The organism is Paenibacillus sp. YYML68, assembly GCF_027923405.1.
Taxonomy (GTDB): Bacteria; Bacillota; Bacilli; order Paenibacillales; family NBRC-103111; genus Paenibacillus_G.
On record NZ_BQYI01000001.1, the window covers coordinates 592,263 to 611,229 of the forward strand.

Here is an 18,967-nt window from a genome sequence, read left to right on the forward strand (position 1 = left end):
CAGAGATATTGATTGACAAGTACAATGATATCCTTAAGACGGGCTGGGTTATTGACAAATGCGAAATCGAACGAGATATTGCGGATCTTTTCCATCATAATTTTTGGAGGTTCGTTGAATCGTCGAAGAGGTGACAATAACTGATGGCGATCTGCTCGATTCATGCAAAGACGCCGACGAAGCGCTCATGCTTCATCGGCGTCTTGTACAATATAGTGCGAGTCCTCGTCCACTTGAAGCCCAATCCCAATCTACAAGCTCTCAAGCCTTGAACAAGTACCCGGCCCCGCGAATGTTAAGCAAATATTGCGGATTGGCGGCGTTCGTCTCGATTTTCTTGCGCAGACTGCTAATATGGACGAAGATCGTGCGCGTATCGCCCGCGCTGTCGCTACCCCATACTTCCTTATAGAGCTGGTCTGGAGGGAACACTTGATTGGGGTGCGTGGCCAGATGGACCAGAAGCTGCATCTCCTTCACCGTCAGCCAGATCTCTCTCTCCTCGTCACGGACGCGCAGCTGCTGCGGGTCGATCTCGAAGCCGGCGATATGGATCGTCTCCGCTGCAGGAGCATCACCTGAGGGAGCATCCTGCGGACGCACACGGGCGAGTGGAGCGCGACGTAGATTGGCGTGCACTCGTGCGACGACGACGGCCGGGTCGAACGGCTTCTCGATATAATCGTCGCCGCCGAGCTCAAGGCCCCGTACGATGTCTCCCGAGGCCGTATTGCAGCTGATGAAGACGATCGGCACCTTCGAGTCGCTGCGAATGTGGCGGCACAACGTGTAGCCGTCCATATCGGGGAGCACGATGTCGAGCAGTACGAGGTCCGGCTGCTCCTTCCTGAAGTGGGTGAGTCCCTCCTCGCCGGTGCCGGCCTCGACGACTTGGAAGCCCTGGGCTTCCAGATATAGCTTCAGCAGCTGACGAATGTCATCGGTATCCTCGACAATTAATATTTTCTCATGGTTCATAGACGACACTTCCTTCAGAACGTAGAACGCTTCGGCTCGAACTTATAGCCGACGCCTCGAATATTATGAATATAAGTAGTCCGGGAAGGATGGGGCTCCAGCTTCTTCCGTAGGTTGCTGAGGTGAACGATGACCGTGCGGGTGTTGCCATTGCTCTCCATGCCCCATACCGCCTCGTACAGCTCCTCCAGCGTATAGACGGTGCCGGGACTGCGGGCGAGGAAGCTGAGCAGCTGAATCTCCTTCGTGACGAGCGGGAGCGCTTGTCCGTCCAGCATGACCTGGAACCGAATCGGATCGATCTCCAGGCTGTCGAATATCATGACCTCCTCCTTCGGGGGAGCTGAGACGGTCAAGGAGGTCTTCCATCTCCGATTGCGGCGGAAGATTGCAGAGCGTCTCAGGTTCGCTTGCACGCGGGCGGACAGCACCTTGGGATCGAACGGCTTCACGATATAATCGTCTGCACCAAGCTCCAGCCCATGAATGATGTCGGCGGGCTCGCCTCGGCTGCTGAGTAAGACAATCGGGACGTTGGAGTAGCTCCGAATTTCCGTTAGCGTATTCAGGCCGTCTTGAGTGTGTGCCCCAATGCCGAGAATGACCAAGTCGGGCTCCAGCTCCTCGTAGTGCAGAGCAGCATCCTTCATCGTCTGCGAGCGATGTACGTCGTACCCTTGCTGGGTTAGCTGCTCATGGACCAGCTGGAATATGTCAGGCTCTTCCTCGACGATCAGGATAGTCCGGTTCGCCACGGCTATACTCTCCTTTCCCAAGACATGCGCTTCTGGTCCGGTCGTTCTGCAGATGCTCTACAATGAGACGGTTCCTACATACTTCGCTATGATGAGTTCCGAGAATGCCTTGTACATGTCAGTATACCACAGTCTTAGGAAAATGCGCCAAGCCCAAAGAGCCGCAAGCTACAGCCCGCGGCCCCTTCTATTCTTATTCTTGCGTAATCAGCACCGTTCGAGTTGCCGCATCCCAGCCCACCTCGGCTCCGAGCGCTTCGCTGACGAAGCGGACCGGCACCATCGTGCCGTTCACAAGCTCAGCGGCTTGCACGAGTGTTAACGGCTCATCGTCCTTGATGGATGAATAGATGACTACATGAATTCGGCAACGATGGATTGAGTCCTCTTTTTCAGGCAGCGTCTTCCATAATTATTTAGGTATACCGATTTACTTAGGCAGCTCACTCGTACGATCTCGGAGCAATCGCTTATAGGTCTCAATGGCTATCGCTCGGGACGCCTTCAGATCGACGATCGCATGCGGCTGCGGCTTATGAATGTCCCGGTCCGACAGGTGGGCAAGCTCTGGCCGCCAGCGGCGGATGTACGCGCCCGTCGGGTTGTGCGTCTGGGACTGCGTCACTGGATTCATGATGCGGAAGTACGGCGCGGCGTCGAAGCCGAGCGAGGCGCACCAGAGCCAGCCGCCGCGGTTCAGCACGTTATCGTAATCGCTGAGCTTGAGGCGGAAGTAGCGCTCGCCGTAGTGGAACGGACAGCCGAGATTTTTGGCCAGGAACATGGCCGTAATCATCCGCAGCCGGTTCGGCATCCAGCCGGTCTCGATCAGCTCGGTCATCGCTGCGTCGATAATCGGGATGCCAGTGCGCGCCTCCGCCCACGCGGGGAAGTGGACGCTGTCCAGCTTCGACAGGTCGACCGTCTCCTCATAGCGGAAGAAGAGTGGGTCCAGCCTCGCCTGATATTGGTAAAAGTCGCGCCAAGCCAGCTGGCGCAGCCAAGGCTCGACCGCGAGAGGGCTCGCGATCAGCCGCTCGTATACGGAGCGAATGGAGATCGCTCCGACGTTCAGATGGCGGCTGAGACGGCTCGTGCCGTCGCGGTCATAGCGATCGCGCTCGCCCGCATAGCCGGGCAGCCGCTCCTCGAGGAAGCGGTCCAGCGCTTCCTCCGGCTCCTGCGCGGGCGCTGACGCAGCCGCGCCCGCAAGCGCAGGCCGCGCCTCCGCTGAGGCGGCGCGGCTGTGCACAGGCGGCCCGCCCTCGGCGAGGGCCGCGGCCAGCTCGGCTGGCGGCGCATAGCGCTCCGCCAGCCCGTCCGCGAGCGCGACCGTCGCGAGGTCGCGCACCGTCACGTGCGACGCGGGGCGCACCCGCTCGCTCACATATTCACGCCATCGCTTGTAGAATGGCGTGTACACCTTGTACGGCTGCTGGCGGCCGGACCAGCGCGCGAACTCACGGACGTCGGCGAGGCTCGCCTCCTCGAAGGCGGTGACCCGCACGCCGCGAGCCTCCGCCGCGGCGCGCAGCTCACGGTCGCGCTTCAGCGCATAGGGCGAGACGTCCTCGTGCAGCACGAGCTCGTCGATGTCCGGATGCGCGGCCAAGAGCCCCTGGAGCACGGCGCTCGGCTCGCCGTGCAGCACATGCAGCTGCGCACCGGCCTCGCGATACAGACGCGTAAGCCTTGCGGCGTGCTGCAGGAAGTTGACGCCGCTGTGCTCGGCGCTACGGCCGTTGCGCAGCAGCAACGGATCGAGTATGAGCACATGCAGTGAAGGCTGTGCGGCGGCACGTATATAATCGAACGCGGGCAAGTCGTCGATGCGCAAGTCTTTGCGGTGAATGAATAGCAGCATGAGGCCGTGCTCCTTTCTTAGGACGTCCGCGAGTCCGCTAGACGAAAGAAAGCTCCGGACGCTGGAGCTGCCCTGTCCTCGCACAAGGCGAAGGAACGGGGGCAAGTCCAAGTCAGAGCTTTCGAGATCATACGAAATTCAAGTGTGCTTCATAGCATCGCGACAGAACGAGCCGGCTTATTGGGTCGCTGGGTCCGTCATGAGCTGTGTGTACTGCTCCTCCGACAGAATGCGGCGAGCGGTCACATAGCGCTTCACGTAGTAGCTGTCCGACAGCTTCGTGATGACGACACCCTCATTCGTAGCGGAGTGATAGAACTTACCGTCGCCTACATAGACACCGACATGCGAGATGCCGCGGCCGTCTGTGTTGAAGAAGACGAGGTCGCCAGGACGCAAGTCGTTCTTATCGACGTGTGTGCCGAGCTGGGCTTGGCTCTTGGAGGAATGCGGCAGCTGAATGTTGAACTTGGCGAACACCCACGAGGTGTAGCCCGAGCAATCGAAGCCCTTCGTCGTCGTACCAGCCCACTTATAAGGAGAGCCCAGTCCGTCGTTAACCGCTGCGCTTAGCGGAGTTTCCGCCCATGCGCTTCCAACCGAAATCGTGCAAAACATAACTGCTGAGCATACAAAACCGACAAGCTTCTTCACTAAGAAGTTTCCCCTTCCGGTGCCTACGAGGTTAGCTTGAGGGTTCGGTTGAAGGTTCCCTATGATCACTGTCAAGCGAGATCAATTCACCCAAGATGGTTCCCCCGTTTTCTGCGTACAGAAATTCGGCAAAGTTTTCTAGTTAGTTTGTTGCAAGTACATGTATTCGAGCTTCGTTGTCGAAATCCTGCCGGTGTCACAAAACCGTCACATCTTAAGTGCATAAATGTGAAACCTGCCTACTTAGGTACTAGGACATGCGCCTAGAGACTCCCAATTGATACAGTCCACTTGTCGTTTTCCTGTATTTGACATCGAAACGTAGTTTCAATACAATCTGTAGTGTGAGGTATTCATCTATGAAAATACATCATTTCAAAGTTTACGAGAAAGGCTTGAACCGCTTCTTCGGCTCACTGGAGGCGAAGGTGCTCGAAATCTTATAGAAGGCGGCTTAGCCGTTGTCGATTCGCGAGGCACAGACGTGTCTCGAGTACCAGAACGAGTCATTGATTTTCAACACGGTGATGAGGGTGATGAACCGGCGGGCTGATTTTATACTACACCTCGTAGTGTGAATGATACATATCATACCTATATTAATGGAGGGAATTGGAATCATGAAACATGTGAAGCTGCTCGTATCCGCCAGTGTTCTATCTGTTGCTCTTGCGGGAGGCTATCTTGCCTTCGATTCTTACACCGGCAATAAAGTGGAGATCAAGGAGGTCATCTCGGCTGCGGCTTCGGCTTCCGCCAAGTCGAGCTCCGGTCAGCAGCTCACGAATGAGGCGATGAGTGGCATGTGGAACGTCGCTCCATCGTCTGAGGTGTACTTTTCCGTCACGACGTCGAAGTCTACCGTAAACTTTGTTGCGAAGGAAGTCGTAGGCAGCTGGACACTGGACGCGGCAGAGCCTGCGAAGTCCACGGCGGAGGGCTCGATTGCGATGAAGTCGATCAACTCGGGCAATGCGGATCGCGATGATCATGTTCGGGCTAAGGATTACTTCGATGTCGCTTCGTTCCCGAACGCCGTCTTCAAGGCGAAGTCGTTCAGCGGCTTGCCGCAGAGCTGGACGGAAGGCGAGAAGGTCAGCTTTCAGATGGTGGGGACACTGAGCGTGAAGGGGATCGAGAAGGAGGTAACGTTCAACAGCGATGCGCTTGTTGAGAACGGTCAGCTGAAGCTGGAGGGCAAGACGGTTGTGACGTTCGCGGATTTCGGATTGAAGAATCCTCACAACGTGCTGATGGAGACGCAGAACAACATTGATGTACAGCTGCGGCTTGTGCTGGAGAAGGCCGGGAGCTAAGCGTTCGTTCTAGCGAAGGACCAGTCTGTCATCGGGTAGTCTCTAGCTGGGCGTGGACGAGCCTCACGTCACGAAGAAGGGCTGTTCGGGAGGAAGCCGGTTATCGGCTTGCCCGAACAGCCCTTCGTTTATGTCGAGCCAGGCGCGACGGTGAAGCTACTTACGCCTTCTCCTGCCACAGCGCATATTGGACTCCGATAGCCCATACCTCGAAGAACGCTTGAGCGAGACGGAATGCCTGAATGCCTAGCAGGGCGATGAAGCCGGCCCAGATGAAGGCCGAGGTCATCGCGGTCGCCGTCACGAGCAGCGCCAGAGTGAGGACCGCGAGCGCCGTGATCGCGATGACGGGCAGGTAGCGGATGCAGAATACGATCGAGTAGAGCACGGAACGATCGCTTGCTTTTCCAATCTGGAGATACATGGTCATCAGCTTGATCAGCAGGGCGTATAGCATGTAGCCGGCGACGTATGGCAGCAACGCAACGCCTAGGCTCGTATAGGAGCTATGGGTGTCGAATTCCCGTGCTGCGAGCGGCAGCAGCCATACAAGCGGCAACAAGGTTGCTGTCAGCTGGACGATATAATAGAAGAAGTACGGCAGCGTCAGCTTGCGGATGCCCGCCACGAATCGGTAGCCTGCATTCAGGTCCCCGCGATGCATCGAGTAGTAGACGGCGGCGTTCAGCACCGGGTGGAGCACGAGTCGAAGCGCCAGCAAGGCGATCGCCCAGCCCGCAAGCGGCTCCAGCACGTCGGTCTTCATCAGCTGGAATTGTCCCTCGATCCAGAACAGCTTGACGGCTGTACCGGACAGCTCGGACGGATATCGGTGCAAGAGAGGGAGGACGACGGATTGAATGAGCTTATAGATGACGATGCTCCAGATCAGCTGATAGACGAATAACGCGAACACGGCGAAGGGCTGATTCCACGCGAGCGACATGCCTGATTTAAGACGATTCCACATTCATCCTCACCTCACCATACGACCCAGCCGATTAAGGTCTCGATTAATTTGACGGCCCCTAGATTCCAGCGAACGGCCAGCTTGTTGTCGACATCTGTCTTCATGAAATTGTTAATCCGCTTGTTCTCCAGCACCATCGTATATTGCGGGTCGATGCTCGCCCACTCGAGCGGTGCGGTGTGCGTCAGCTTGAAGATAACCTCGCTTTCGGTGCCGTTCCATGTCTTGTCCGTATGCGTACCGTCGGTAAAATGGAAGCGGACTGGCACCGTCGTGACCGTCGCCCCTAGCCGCCGCAGCTTCACGGCGCTGTCGTACAGCGTCGCTCCGCTCTCGGTCCGCTTGCTCGTCTGGATGCCGGCGACCTCGAAGTCGCTCATAAGCCCGCCGTATACATATTGGTCGAAGAAGTCGTTCCAGCTCGTCTTCGTCACGTCCTCGACGACTTGGCGGAAGTCCTCGGAGGCAGGGTGCTTGAACTTCCAGCGCTGGAAGTAGGTGCGCATGATGCGGTTCATCGTATCAGGACCGACCTCAGCCTCCATCGCCTGCAGCACGAGCTTCGCTCGGGTGTAGACGTTCTCGGCGTAATGCTGGTGCCCCTTGTAGCTCCACGCGTTCAGCTTCAGCGACGCGGGGTCGGTCATATAGCTCGCTTCGACGAGTCGGTTGGAACGAACGCCGTATTCCTTCTCCATCAGCTTATCCTCGGCGTAGGAGGTGAACCCTTCGTCCAGCCACGGCTCCTCGAATTCATTGCTCGCAATCATGCCATAGAAGAACTGGTGCCCGATCTCGTGCACGATGACGCGCTCCAGCTCAAGGCTTGGCTCCTCCCCGCCAGCTCCCCAGGAGGTGATGAGCGTCGGGTATTCCATCCCGCCTGCACCGTTGCCGTCCTCAGGCGGAACGACGATGGATAGCGTCGAATACGGGTAGCTGCCGTACCATTCGGAATAGCGGGCGAGCGCCTTCTTAGCCGCTGTCATATAGCGGGCCTTCAGATGCTCATGCTTCGGATCGAGGTACAGCTTGATTCGAACGCCAGGCAGATGCTGCGTCGCATACGGCTCCTCGACATAGACGAAGCTCGGTGACGCCGCCCAGGCGAAGTCATGCACATCATCGGCGTAGAACGTATACAGCTTCGTGGTGCCGTCGTCTGCGACTGGCTTCGTTGGGAAGCCTGTGGCGGCTACCGTGTAAGCGGACGGAACGCGTACCTTGACGTCATAGATGCCGAAGTCTGCATAGAACTCAGAGTTGCCATGATACTGGTGCAGGTTCCAGCCCTCCTCTGCCCGGCCGCGCGTCCCCTTCGACTCGTAGACCGCAAGCTTCGGGTACCACTGTCCGGCCATGACGAAGTCGCCGGCGTAGCCCATACGTGCGAACACCTGCGGCAGCTGTACGGTGAAGGACGTCTGCAGCGTTACCTGCTCGCCGGGCGCGACCGCCTTCGGCAGCGTGACCTTCAGCAGTGTGCGATCGTGCTTGTTGCCGTCGTCAGGCTGTACGAACTCGAGCTTGTCGCTCAGATCTGTAGCCGCACCGCTGATCAGCTTCAAGGATTGGAGCTGGATGCCGCCCGTGTTGTTCTCCTTGGTAGCGTCGTTGCGCAGCTTGCCGCCGGACTCCTGCATGAAGGTCGTCTTCTTCGATTCGAACGCATTCGCATACAGATGAAGGTATACCTCTTGAACGGGCAGCGTACCGGGATTGGTCCAGCTCATCGAGGACGTCGCTTGGATGAGCTTGCCCTCGGCATCGAGCTCGGCATTCATGTGGTACTCCACGATTCGATGCGACAGCGGCTTCGGCGCAGGCTTCTCCACCGGCTTCGCTGGCAGGCTAGGCGGTGCGGGCGGGGGGACAGCTGCCTCTTCCTCTCGTGCTCTTGCGCTCGTAGGCATGGCCCCATCCTCGGGTAGAAATAGCCCGGTGGAGGAGCCGTCCACAGCTCCTCGGGAGTGTGGCCAAGCAGGTGCAGCGACGACGGCGTGTCCGCCAGCTGCCTCTCCGCGCACGGGCTTGAGGGTGTTCAGGGCAAGCAACCCTTCCTTGCTGTCCTCGGGCTTGCCGGACAACGAGCTGGCAGTGCTGAAGGGCAGGTGCCAGCCTGCTTCCGTGTGTGTTATGCCTGTCCGGTTCTCATTCATGTCCATGACGCCTGGAAGAAGGACGGAGCCGAACGCGAGCGCGCTTACGCAGCCCCATATGACCATCGTGTTGCCTTTCTTCTTGTTCATCGATTTTCACCCCGTTGACAAGCATCTACAGCATGTATATGTAGGTGGACAGAAATCCATGAACAATAAATTGTCTTCGATCTCCTTTTCATGGATAATAAGAGGAAGGACCGCAGACGTTATGCAATAAGAAGTATCCTTGATTCAGAAGTTCAGGAAATGGAAGGTGGGCAACGATGGAGTCGAACAACAACCAGCAGGGACAGCCGGCCGCGGCGTCCGAGAAGAAGCTGCCGTCATTGAATATTGTAAGCAGCAAGGAGACGAAGCATCGCGGCTTCGGACAAGGGTCGATCGACCTGAGCCAGCTGTCGAGCGTCATTATTGATGGGGACGAGGCGTATCTCGACCTCGGCGCACTGCACGCGAAGAGCCGTGTGGAGAAGGGGATCAAGTTCGTACCGAACAAGGAGGACGCGCCTGGCGGCCGCACGTGCTGGATCGTCTGGGTCGCGGTGGACTTCAAGGAAGAGGGCAAATATTACGCAGGCGTCACCTCCTGCGAGATGACTGTCGATCCGGATAACCGCCGCGGGTGGAAGCTTCTCGCCGACCATGTGAACCGGATGGATCACGCGCTGAAGCGCCGCATCCTGCTCGATAACATCGGCGAGCACGAGAAGCAGCTGCTGAAGCAATTCCTGATCGACAACGATCCGGGCATGTGGGAGCGCTCGGGCGACGACCTGAAGGCGGCGCTGAGCTAGCTCTTCTGCTGCGTCCGTGGAAGCATTTTCTTTAATTTTGTCCATTATGTGACGGTCATTGTGCCGTTTTCCATAACGATGTATACTAACGCTAGTATATGCACCATATACTAGGACAGCAAAAAGGCAGACCAATGGTCTGCCTTTTTGTGTTGGATCAGAGCATGTCCCACCGCGAGACTTCTCCTCCTTGTGTGCAGCTCTAGTCCGAGCAAGGGAAATTGGAATAACACAAGCTCATATGGAAAGAAGCAAAGCGATTGCGTGAAAATCGGTGTATACTGTTTCCAATTTAACCATTAGATGCATGTTAAATGGAGGCGGCATGATGTCGAGTCAACAATCGCGAGCTGACTGGAAAGTGAATCTCATCGTCCTGAGCATGGGACAATTTTTAGTCATGAGCGGCATGACGATGATCATTCCGTTTCTTCCTTTATATCTGAAGGAAATGGACCCGACGATTGATATTCAAGACACGACCCTATGGGCCAGTTGGATTTTCGCGGCGAGCTACATCACTTCATTCTGCTTTCAGCCGCTATGGGGATATGTGTCAGACCGCTATGGACGGAAGCTGATGCTGCTCAGGTCGGGGCTAGGGATGGCGGTAGTTATTACATTAATGGGCTTCTGCACCTCGGCGTGGCAGCTTCTGGCCTTGCGTCTCCTTAATGGGGCTGTCGCCGGCTTTGCCCCTGTTGCGATCTCCTTGATGTCTGCGAATGCTCCCAAGGAGAAGACAGGCATGGCTATGGGGGTGCTGCAGTCCGCTAACGTTGCAGGAACCATCCTTGGGCCTATCATCGGAGGTCTATTAGCGGAAATGTTCGGCTTCAGGCCTATTTTCTACCTTACAGGTGTGCTGCTGCTGCTCGCGATGATTGTCGCTATGGTTCTCTTAAGGGAAGAGCACCAGCCTTCAGCCTCCAGCAAGCAGAAGCAAGGTCACGTCTCTTTCGGCGAGTCGGTGCGTGCTGTATTGAAGATCAAGACGCTTCTCGCCTTGTTCATCGTATCCTTCATCATTCAATTCAGTATACTGGCCACGATGCCCCAGCTTCCCGTGTTCGTCTATGAGCTGTATGGAGAAGCGACAGGACTTGCCCTGATGTCGGGTGTTGTAAGCGCTGCTGCAGGAATCACCACGATGCTGCTCGCTCCTGCTCTTGGCAAGTGGGGAGATCGCTTCGGTGCAGAGAAAGTTGTGTACGTATGCTTATTGGGAGCGGCCTTTACGAATTTGGCGCAAGCGTTGTGTGACAACATCTGGCAGCTCATCCTCATTCGGATGCTGCTCGGTTGCTTTATTGGCGGCTTGCTGCCCCCGGTCTACTCGCTGCTGCGCGCCTTCACGCTTAGAGGGCTGGAGAGTCAGACGGTCAGCTTGAACCAGAGTGTGCTGAATGCAGGGAGCTTGCTTGGACCGGTAGCAGGCGGCTTGTGCGCTAATTTAGTGTCGGTGCGGTTTGTGTTCGTACTGTGTGCCGTGCTCTTCTTGATCAACGCTATATGGCTGCGGACATTGAAGCTACATACAGCTCGCCAAGCGGAGACGTCTATGTAATTTACTAATAATTGGTAAAAAAGGAGCAGAACTCGTTCTGCTCCTGCTCGTTATCTCTGCAAGCCGACTAACGCTCGTGCTTGCCTCATGAAATGCTTGCACGACTTTCACGCACTAGCTGCTCCACCATCTCTTCAGATCATCCCACCACGATCGCTGCGCGTTGTCCGGATCAGCCTTCTCCGGCTCGGTCTTGGCTGGCTCCTTGCTGCAATATTCAATCGGCTCTGTTCCTTGAACGAACGCCTCAAGGCGTGACTTCGGACAGCTGTCGTTCGCGAGCTTCCCGGTCGCCGGATCGATATAGACGTGTGAGACGCCTTCGGGGATCGGGAACATCTTCGGCGGCACTGAAGCGAGCGTGCGCTCGGTGAACTCGGCGAAGATCGGCGCGGCGAGGTGGGACTCGACGGTGCCGAGCTTGCGGTCCTTGTCGTAGCCGACCCAGACGGCCGTTGACAGCTCTGGCGTGTACCCGACCATCCAGGCGTCGGTGTCGGTCGTGCCAGTCTTGCCGGCGACAGGGCGCTTAATGAGACGCGATACCCGACTGCCTGTGCCTCCCTGCTCGAAGACGCTCTCCATCAGATGCGTCATGACGTACGTATACGTGGGCTCGATGACCGTCTCTGAAGCGGGAGTCGCCTCGTACAGCACCTTGCCCCGTCGATCCTCGATTCGGACAATCGCAGTCGGCTCTACACGTACGCCCTGATTGGCGAGCGTGCTGAACGCGGACGCCATCTCGTACGGGCTCACCGGGAACGAGCCGAGCGCGAGCGATGGCAGCGGCTTCATCGGGCTCGTAATGCCGAAGCGCCGTGCCATCTCGATGACACGCTCTGGGCCAGCCTCCAGTACGGCATGGACGGCGAAGATGTTGTCCGACTTCGAGATCGCGGTGCGCAGATCAATGATGTCGAAATATTTATTCCCGTAATTGTTCGGTGTGTAGCTGCCTCTGCCCTCGTCGTAGGTGAACGTCGTTGGCTCGCTCTTGAACTGCGACACGGGAGTGAATTGCTTCTCCTTCATCGCAGTTAAATACACAATCGGCTTGAAGGAGGAGCCCGGCTGGCGCGTGCTGGCGAATACGCGATTGTACTGGTTCTGCGCATAGCTGCGACCGCCGACCATCGCCTTGATGTAGCCGGTACGCGGGTCAATGGCGATGAGCGCCGTCTGCAGCTCCGGATAAGACGCCAGCTGCTTCGTCACGACCTCCTCGGCGATCTTCTGCGCGTTCAGATCGAGCGTCGTGAAGATGCGCAGCCCCATCTCTTCATATTCGTTCTCCTCGATGCCGAGCAGCTCTGTCGCTTGACTGCGTACATAATCGCGGAAGTACGGGGCCGTCACCGTCGCCTTCTTATCCTCGAGAGGAACGATGTTCAGTGGCTCCGCTGCTGCAAGGTCCGCCTCCCGCTTCGTAATGTAGCCGGCCTCGACCATCGTGCCGAGGACGGTCTTTTGCCGATCGAGGGCGTTCTGCTTGTCATAGTACGGTGAATAGTAGCGGGGGCCCTTCGGCACGCCCGCCAGCAGCGCGCTCTCGGCAAGCGTCAGGTCCTTCGCATCCTTGTGGAAGAACAGCTGTGCGGCAGCCTGAATGCCGTAGGTCGAATGGCCGTAATAGATTTGGTTCAAGTACTGCTCCAGAATTTGCTCCTTATTCATCTGAAGCTCCATCTGTACGGCGTAATACGTTTCCTTCAGCTTCCGAGACCACGTCCGTTCATGGCTCAAGTACAGATTACGCGCGAGCTGCTGCGTGATCGTACCGGCGCCCTGCACCTTGGACATGCTCTTCAGGTTGACCCAGGCGGCGCGCGCGATGCCTTTCGGATCGAAGCCGTAATGATTATAGAAGCTGCGGTCCTCGATGGCCAGTGTAGCGGCGATGAGGCTTGGAGCCATTTCGCGAAGCGGCACGTTCTGTGAGTTCTTACCGCCGCCGTACGCCTCGATGAGCTGACTATTTACATCATAGAGATCCGACGACATCGTCATTTTGGACACGGGGAGAGCTTGAGAGCGCATGAACAGCACCATAATGATGCCGCAGGCCGCCCCTAATATAATGAAGGTGAATGAGAACGAAACGAATGACCTCCAGCGGCTTGTCCGACGCTTCCCGCGCTCCTCGGTGTCTGCGGCTCCTTTTGCGGACATAGCAACCCCTCCCTTGCGTCACGATTTGCTGGCAGCGTATGTACGCCTTCAGCACCTATTATTCAGTATGGAAAAACATAGATGGCTGTATTCATTGCAAGTGGCTGATGGACGTAATATTTTTATCTATTTGCATTTTTAGACAAATTCACTATAATACAATTGACTAATAACGCAGCGGTTTGACGATGAGAAAGGTGGACGGGCACTTATGGAATTATGGTATACGGAGAAGCAGACAGACAATTTTGGAATTACAGCTAAGATTCGCGAGACGCTGGTGACGGAGAAGACAGACTTTCAAGAGCTTGCGATGATCGATACGGTAGAGTGGGGCAAGATGCTTGTCCTCGATGGTATGGTGATGACGACGGTGAAGGATGAGTTCGTGTACCACGAGATGGTGGCGCACCCGGCGCTGCACACGCATCCGAATCCGAAGCATGTGCTCGTTGTCGGCGGCGGCGACGGTGGCGTTATTCGCGAGGTGCTGAAGCATCCTGAGGTAGAGAAGGCCGTGCTCGTTGAGATCGATGGCAAAGTAATTGAGTACTCGAAGCAATATTTGCCTTCGATTGCGGGCGAGCTGGACAACCCGCGCGTTGAAGTGATCGTGAACGACGGCTACATGCACATTCATGATCATAAGAACACGTACGATGTCATTATGGTAGACTCGACCGAGCCTGTAGGGCCGGCGGTCAATCTGTTCACGCAAGGCTTCTACAAGGGCATCTACGATGCTCTGAAGGAAGACGGGATCTTCGTGGCGCAGACGGACAACCCTTGGTTCAAGGCGGAGCTCATTCAGACGGTGAACCGTGACGTGAAGGAGATCTTCCCGATCGTGCGCGTCTATACGGCGAACATCCCGACGTACCCAAGCGGTCTGTGGACATTCACAATGGGCAGCAAGAAACATGACCCGCTGGCGGTGGACGAGACTGCGATTCCGGAGCTTGAGACGAAGTACTACACGCCTCGTCTGCATAAGGCTGCCTTCGCGCTGCCGAAGTTTGTCGAGGATTTGACGAAGTAAGAGACGGACTGCGGGAGCTCCTGCAGCTGACAAGACCGCTCCCTTCGCCTGCTTGCTGCAGGCTGAAGCGGGCGGTCTTTTTGTACATATAGCTTCTATCGGAGCAGGAAGGAGGTTGTTCATGGTGGAGGAGCATTCAGAAGCGGCGGGAAGAGTACCGGTCCGCATACAGCTCGAAAGTGTGGCAGCGGGCGAGCGAACGGTGCTGGAGCTGCGAGGGGAGCTGTCGACGCGCGGCGCCGCCTGCTACGTGCGGTATCAGGAGCCGGCCAGTGCGGGGATGGGCAGCACGACGACCACGATTCGCTGGCAAGCCGGTGAGGTGAGGGTCATCCGCTTCGGTGAGGTACGCTTCGAGCAAGTGTTCGTGCAAGGAAAGGAGCACACAGGGTATATGGTGACGCCGCATGGACGGATGGAGCTAGTGACGCGTACTCGGGAGGTCCAGGTTGAGTCTAGCTCCAGCCCGGCGTTGACGTATGCTGTCCATTGGTCCTACTCCCTGACGGTCATGGGGGAGGACGCGGGTCTCTATAGCTTGACATTGACGGTCTCGCCCGCAGCTTAGTCGTGTAGCATGAGCTTACTTGCTCGACCTCCGCAGGAGCCCCTTAATCGTACGGTAGGCGTGCAGCTCACGAATGCTCTTCTTCCTACCCGGTCGCGGGATGAGCCGGGCATGCTTGCGCAGCAGCGACCGGATACGGCCGGGCCGCAGCGCAGGCTTGAGCGCCAGCATGAGGGCAACGACGCCGCTGACATGGGACGTCGCCATCGAGGTGCCGCTCAGCTCATGGTATTTGCCGTTCAGCCACGTCGAATAGACGCGCTCGCCCGGCGCATAGATGTCGATCTGCTTCCCGTCATTGCTGAAGACGGCGATGCGTCCCTGCCGGTTCGTCGCGCCGACGGCGATCACCTGCGGCAGGCGGGCCGGATAATCGACCTCGGCGCGCTTGCCCTCATTGCCCGAGGAGGCGACGATGATGACGCCCCGCTCGTAGGCGTTAAGCACGGCAGACTCCAGCGCCTTGCTGTATGTCTTCATGCCGAAGCTCATGTTAATAATGTCCATGCCGTTCGCGACGCACCAGTCGATGCCCTTGACGATGTCCGATACGTAGGCACCGCCCTGATTGTCGAACGCTTTCACCGGATAAATAGCTGCAAGCGGGGCGACACCGATCAAGCCTCGATGGCGTGCCGTGGCGCTGATCGTACCGGCGATATGGGTGCCGTGACCGTTGTCGTCATAGGGGAGCTTATGCGGCTCTAGTAAATTAACGCCCCGCGACAGACAGTGCCGCAGGTCGGGATGGTTGTAATCCGCGCCGGTGTCGATGACGCCAATCCGGATGCGGGCCCCCTTGGTTCTGGGCCAGACGCGTGGTGCGCCAATATGACGGATGCCCCAGGGGATCACCGGCACTGACGCAGCGCTGCTGCCTTCGATCGTTCGCAGCTGCAGGCGAGGCTGGGCGACCCGGAGCTGAATGCGGATACGGGGGTCGGTCTCCACCGATCGGACGCAAGCTGCTGCGGTTAAGGTTTTCGATGCTGTCGTGCGCAGCGGACATGAGAAGGCTTGGATGAGAGGTAGCGGCAGTACCTGGGTCAGCTTCGGCACAGCAGTAGTCTTGCGTCGCAGCAGTCGTTCGAATTCGCTATATTGCCGCTTGCTCGCCAGTCGAATGATATGACGAGGCTCCGAGCCGTCCGACTGCTCCAGCGCTTGCTGCAGCCATTGTAGTAAGGCTGACGGATTCAATGTGCGATTCCTCCTCCCCGAATCGACAATGCATTGCTCGGCAGGGCGAAGCCGCTCGCCTGCTCTTCAAGAGGCATTTCGTTTATGTATCGTATGTAGGGTGATGTCCTTGCGTATAAACGGATGGCCTTGTTCGCAATAAATGGGTGCTGTGCCGTGTCAATACAGGCTCGGGAACATACGATAAAGCAGGAGGTGCAAACCATCTCCGAGCATAGCTATAAGGGTAAGGTGCGGCCGTTTCGGATCGTCTCCGGGCACACGTCCTTACGGGTACAGTCGGGACGAGGGATCCCGCTTTTCGGCATCGCTTCAGGTAGCGGAGCGCCGAGGGCGAGATCCTTTGTTTCGTTGCGCATGATGGGGCGGGGGATAGTTGCATTTTTACATAAAATAAGGTTTACTTATTGGTGATAAGTGTAACATGCAGTATAATGCAGCTGTGCTGCACTTGAACGTTCGATCATGTTGGAAGGGATGTGCCCAGGAATGTGTGCTCAGAACCTGCTTAAGATAAGCAACGAGCAAGCGAAGGAAATGCCGATGGTCGACCTGGCCTTCGAGCTGTTGAAGGCGGCCAATACACCTTATTATTACCGTGACCTGATGGCGGAGATTGCGAAGATTAAAGGCTTGTCCGAGGACGAAGTCATGCAAGTGATTGCTCAACTATATACGGAGATTAATATCGACGGGCGCTTCGCCTGCGTTGGCAAAAATCTATGGGGCCTCAAGCGCTGGTACCCTGTCGAGAAGTCTGAGGATGCGGTAGGCAGCGGCAAGCGTCCGCGCATTATCAACGACGAGGACGACGATCTCGACGATGAGGAGCTGTTCGCTGAAGAGGAGGACACCTTCGTCGAAGAGGAGGAATACGATTCCTTCGATACGCCGCGCGAAGATGATGAATTCGAGGCGGAAGAGGAGATCGAGGAGGAGTCTGAGTTCTTCGAGGAAGAGGAAGAAGCCGAGGAAGAGCTTGAGGGCGAATCGCTCGAGGATGACGAAGAAGCCGAAGACTTGGGCGAAGAGGACGGAGACGATTTGGACGACCAGAAGTAGTCCTGCGTACCCGCGTATGATCTTGACAGCACGTACGGTTCGGAGTAAACTATCTTTTGGGCTTTAGACGGAACCTAGTACGGATTAGGATCGAAATTCAGGTCTTTTCATGGAAAAGTGCCCCGCCGATGCGGGGGGCTTTTTCTTTTTTTTTAAAACGGTTAACGGAATCGATATAGCGGCATGTTAAACTTGGGAGGTATTACATAATGACAAAGTATATTTTCGTGACAGGAGGGGTCGTTTCCTCATTAGGTAAAGGAATTACCGCGGCCTCGCTCGGCAGATTGCTGAAAAACCGCGGCCTGAAGGTTACGATTCAGAAGTTCGACCCGTATATTAACGTGGACCCGGGGACGATGAGCCCTTACCAGCACGGCGAAGTATTCGTGACCGACGACGGTGCGGAAACGGACCTGGACCTGGGTCACTATGAACGCTTCATCGATATCAACCTTTCCAAGAACAGCAACGTGACGACAGGTAAGATCTATTCCTCCGTGATCGCGAAGGAGCGCCGCGGCGAATATTTGGGCGGTACGGTACAGGTTATTCCGCATATTACGAATGAGATCAAGGAGCGCGTCTTCCGCGCAGGCCGTGAGGCGCACTCCGATGTCGTCATTACCGAGATCGGCGGTACGGTCGGCGATATCGAGAGCTTGCCGTTCCTTGAGGCGATTCGTCAGATCAAGAGCGACATCGGTCGCGATAATGTGATGTACATTCACGTGACGCTGATCCCTTACCTGAAGGCAGCCGGTGAAGTGAAGACGAAGCCGACGCAGCACAGCGTCAAGGAGCTACGCAGCATCGGTATTCAGCCGCACGTCATCGTCTGCCGGACTGAGCATGCGCTCGCCGAAGATATGAAGCGCAAGCTGGCGCAATTCTGTGACGTAGATCCGAACGCGGTCGTTGAGTGCCGCGATGCCGAGACGCTGTACGAGGTGCCGATGATGCTCAGAGAACAGGGGCTCGACGATATCGTCGTGAACCATCTGAAGCTGACGACCAATGCGCCGGATATGACGGAGTGGGAGAAGCTCGTTCATCGCGTGAAGTCGCTGAAGACGACGACGGAGATCGCTATTGTTGGTAAATATGTTGCGCTGCATGACGCCTACCTCAGTATTGTGGAGGCACTGGGACACGCTGGCATCGACTGTGACACCGAGGTGAAGATTCGCTGGGTGAACGCGGAGGAGATCTATGACCACAATGTCGACGAGCTGCTCTCTGGCGTACAAGGAATTCTTGTTCCAGGCGGCTTCGGCGATCGCGGCATTGAAGGGAAGATCTCGGCAATCCGTTATGCGCGTGAGCAGAAGGTTCCGTTCTTCGGCATCTGTCTCGGTATGCAGGTAGCGGTGGTCGAGTATGCCCGTACGATGCTGAAGCTCGAAGGCGCGAACAGCTCGGAGATTCATCCGACGACGCCTTATCCGGTCATTGACCTGCTGCCTGAGCAGAAGGATATCGAGGACCTCGGTGGCACGATGCGTCTCGGTCTATACCCGTGCAAGCTGAAGGAAGGCTCGCTTGCGATGCGCTGCTACGATGACGAGCTCGTCTACGAGCGCCATCGTCATCGCTATGAGTTTAACAACGAATACCGTGACTCGATTGAAGCGGCGGGACTGATCATTTCCGGTACGAGCCCGGATGGACGTCTGGTTGAGATCGTTGAGTGTCCGGAGCATCCGTGGTTTTTGGCTGTGCAATTCCATCCGGAATTCACCTCCAGACCGAACCGCCCGCAGGCGCTGTTCAAGCACTTCGTACAGGCGGCGTACCAGCATAGCCGATAAGCGCCTGTATCAGTTTCGTTTCAAGCTTCTAAGCAGGTCAGAAAACCTTGCTTGA

General features: G+C 56.7%; 16 protein-coding genes and 1 riboswitch. Of the genes, 7 read left to right on the forward strand and 9 right to left on the reverse strand.

Features of this window, described 5'->3' with window-relative positions; all coding sequences use genetic code 11:
- Positions 1-261: 261 nt before the first annotated feature.
- The 5 genes from PAE68_RS02570 to PAE68_RS02590 form a co-directional block, all read right to left on the reverse strand.
- A complete protein-coding gene (locus PAE68_RS02570; protein ID WP_281883768.1) occupies positions 262-978 on the reverse strand; it encodes a response regulator transcription factor in 717 nt (238 codons plus the stop codon).
- Between the two features lie 14 nt (positions 979-992).
- On the reverse strand, positions 993-1,733 hold the full coding sequence (locus PAE68_RS02575) for a response regulator transcription factor (protein WP_281883769.1): 741 nt from the start codon (positions 1,731-1,733) through the stop codon (positions 993-995).
- Positions 1,734-1,926: 193 nt separating this feature from the next.
- Entirely contained in the window at positions 1,927-2,133 is a 207-nt protein-coding gene (locus PAE68_RS02580; protein WP_309299351.1) for a copper amine oxidase N-terminal domain-containing protein, read from the reverse strand.
- Positions 2,134-2,163: 30 nt separating this feature from the next.
- A complete protein-coding gene (locus tag PAE68_RS02585) occupies positions 2,164-3,597 on the reverse strand; it encodes a cryptochrome/photolyase family protein (RefSeq protein ID WP_281883770.1) in 1,434 nt (477 codons plus the stop codon).
- Positions 3,598-3,774: 177 nt separating this feature from the next.
- Positions 3,775-4,251: a C40 family peptidase gene (locus PAE68_RS02590; RefSeq protein ID WP_281883771.1), complete on the reverse strand. Its 477-nt coding sequence runs from the start codon at positions 4,249-4,251 to the stop codon at positions 3,775-3,777.
- A 5-nt stretch (positions 4,252-4,256) separates the two neighbouring features.
- Positions 4,257-4,392: riboswitch (cyclic di-AMP (ydaO/yuaA leader) on the reverse strand.
- 479 nt (positions 4,393-4,871) lie between these two features.
- On the opposite strand from PAE68_RS02590, the gene PAE68_RS02595 reads away from it, so the two are divergent.
- The gene (locus PAE68_RS02595) at positions 4,872-5,567 is read left to right on the forward strand and encodes a YceI family protein (RefSeq protein ID WP_281883772.1); all 696 of its coding nucleotides are present in this window, start codon (positions 4,872-4,874) and stop codon (positions 5,565-5,567) included.
- Positions 5,568-5,727: 160 nt separating this feature from the next.
- Here PAE68_RS02595 and PAE68_RS02600 read toward each other — a convergent pair whose 3' ends face one another.
- Both PAE68_RS02600 and PAE68_RS02605 read right to left on the reverse strand, forming a co-directional pair.
- Entirely contained in the window at positions 5,728-6,537 is an 810-nt protein-coding gene (locus tag PAE68_RS02600) for a hypothetical protein (protein WP_281883773.1), read from the reverse strand.
- An 11-nt stretch (positions 6,538-6,548) separates the two neighbouring features.
- Positions 6,549-8,786 carry a M1 family metallopeptidase gene (locus tag PAE68_RS02605; RefSeq protein WP_281883774.1) on the reverse strand — a complete coding sequence of 746 codons (2,238 nt, stop codon included), beginning with the start codon at positions 8,784-8,786 and terminating at the stop codon, positions 6,549-6,551.
- Between the two features lie 176 nt (positions 8,787-8,962).
- On the opposite strand from PAE68_RS02605, the gene PAE68_RS02610 reads away from it, so the two are divergent.
- Together PAE68_RS02610 and PAE68_RS02615 are read left to right on the forward strand one after the other, a co-directional pair.
- On the forward strand, positions 8,963-9,493 hold the full coding sequence (locus PAE68_RS02610) for a YwhD family protein (protein ID WP_281883775.1): 531 nt from the start codon (positions 8,963-8,965) through the stop codon (positions 9,491-9,493).
- Positions 9,494-9,821: 328 nt separating this feature from the next.
- Complete coding sequence (locus PAE68_RS02615; protein WP_281883776.1) at positions 9,822-11,060, forward strand: MFS transporter; 1,239 nt, start codon at positions 9,822-9,824, stop codon at positions 11,058-11,060.
- A gap of 114 nt (positions 11,061-11,174) precedes the next feature.
- Here the strand turns inward: PAE68_RS02615 and PAE68_RS02620 are convergent, their stop codons facing one another.
- Positions 11,175-13,232 carry a transglycosylase domain-containing protein gene (locus tag PAE68_RS02620; RefSeq protein ID WP_281883777.1) on the reverse strand — a complete coding sequence of 686 codons (2,058 nt, stop codon included), beginning with the start codon at positions 13,230-13,232 and terminating at the stop codon, positions 11,175-11,177.
- A 211-nt stretch (positions 13,233-13,443) separates the two neighbouring features.
- Here PAE68_RS02620 and speE point away from each other — a divergent pair, with 211 nt between their 5' ends.
- On the forward strand, positions 13,444-14,271 hold the full coding sequence (gene speE, locus PAE68_RS02625) for a polyamine aminopropyltransferase (protein ID WP_281883779.1): 828 nt from the start codon (positions 13,444-13,446) through the stop codon (positions 14,269-14,271).
- Between the two features lie 121 nt (positions 14,272-14,392).
- Positions 14,393-14,839 carry a YwiB family protein gene (locus tag PAE68_RS02630; RefSeq protein ID WP_281883781.1) on the forward strand — a complete coding sequence of 149 codons (447 nt, stop codon included), beginning with the start codon at positions 14,393-14,395 and terminating at the stop codon, positions 14,837-14,839.
- Positions 14,840-14,854: 15 nt separating this feature from the next.
- Here the strand turns inward: PAE68_RS02630 and PAE68_RS02635 are convergent, their stop codons facing one another.
- The gene (locus PAE68_RS02635) at positions 14,855-16,039 is read right to left on the reverse strand and encodes a S8 family peptidase (protein ID WP_281883782.1); all 1,185 of its coding nucleotides are present in this window, start codon (positions 16,037-16,039) and stop codon (positions 14,855-14,857) included.
- A gap of 489 nt (positions 16,040-16,528) precedes the next feature.
- Here PAE68_RS02635 and rpoE point away from each other — a divergent pair, with 489 nt between their 5' ends.
- On the forward strand, positions 16,529-17,101 hold the full coding sequence (gene rpoE, locus PAE68_RS02640; RefSeq protein ID WP_281883784.1) for a DNA-directed RNA polymerase subunit delta: 573 nt from the start codon (positions 16,529-16,531) through the stop codon (positions 17,099-17,101).
- A gap of 209 nt (positions 17,102-17,310) precedes the next feature.
- On the forward strand, positions 17,311-18,912 hold the full coding sequence (locus tag PAE68_RS02645; protein WP_281883786.1) for a CTP synthase: 1,602 nt from the start codon (positions 17,311-17,313) through the stop codon (positions 18,910-18,912).
- Positions 18,913-18,967: the final 55 nt, after the last annotated feature.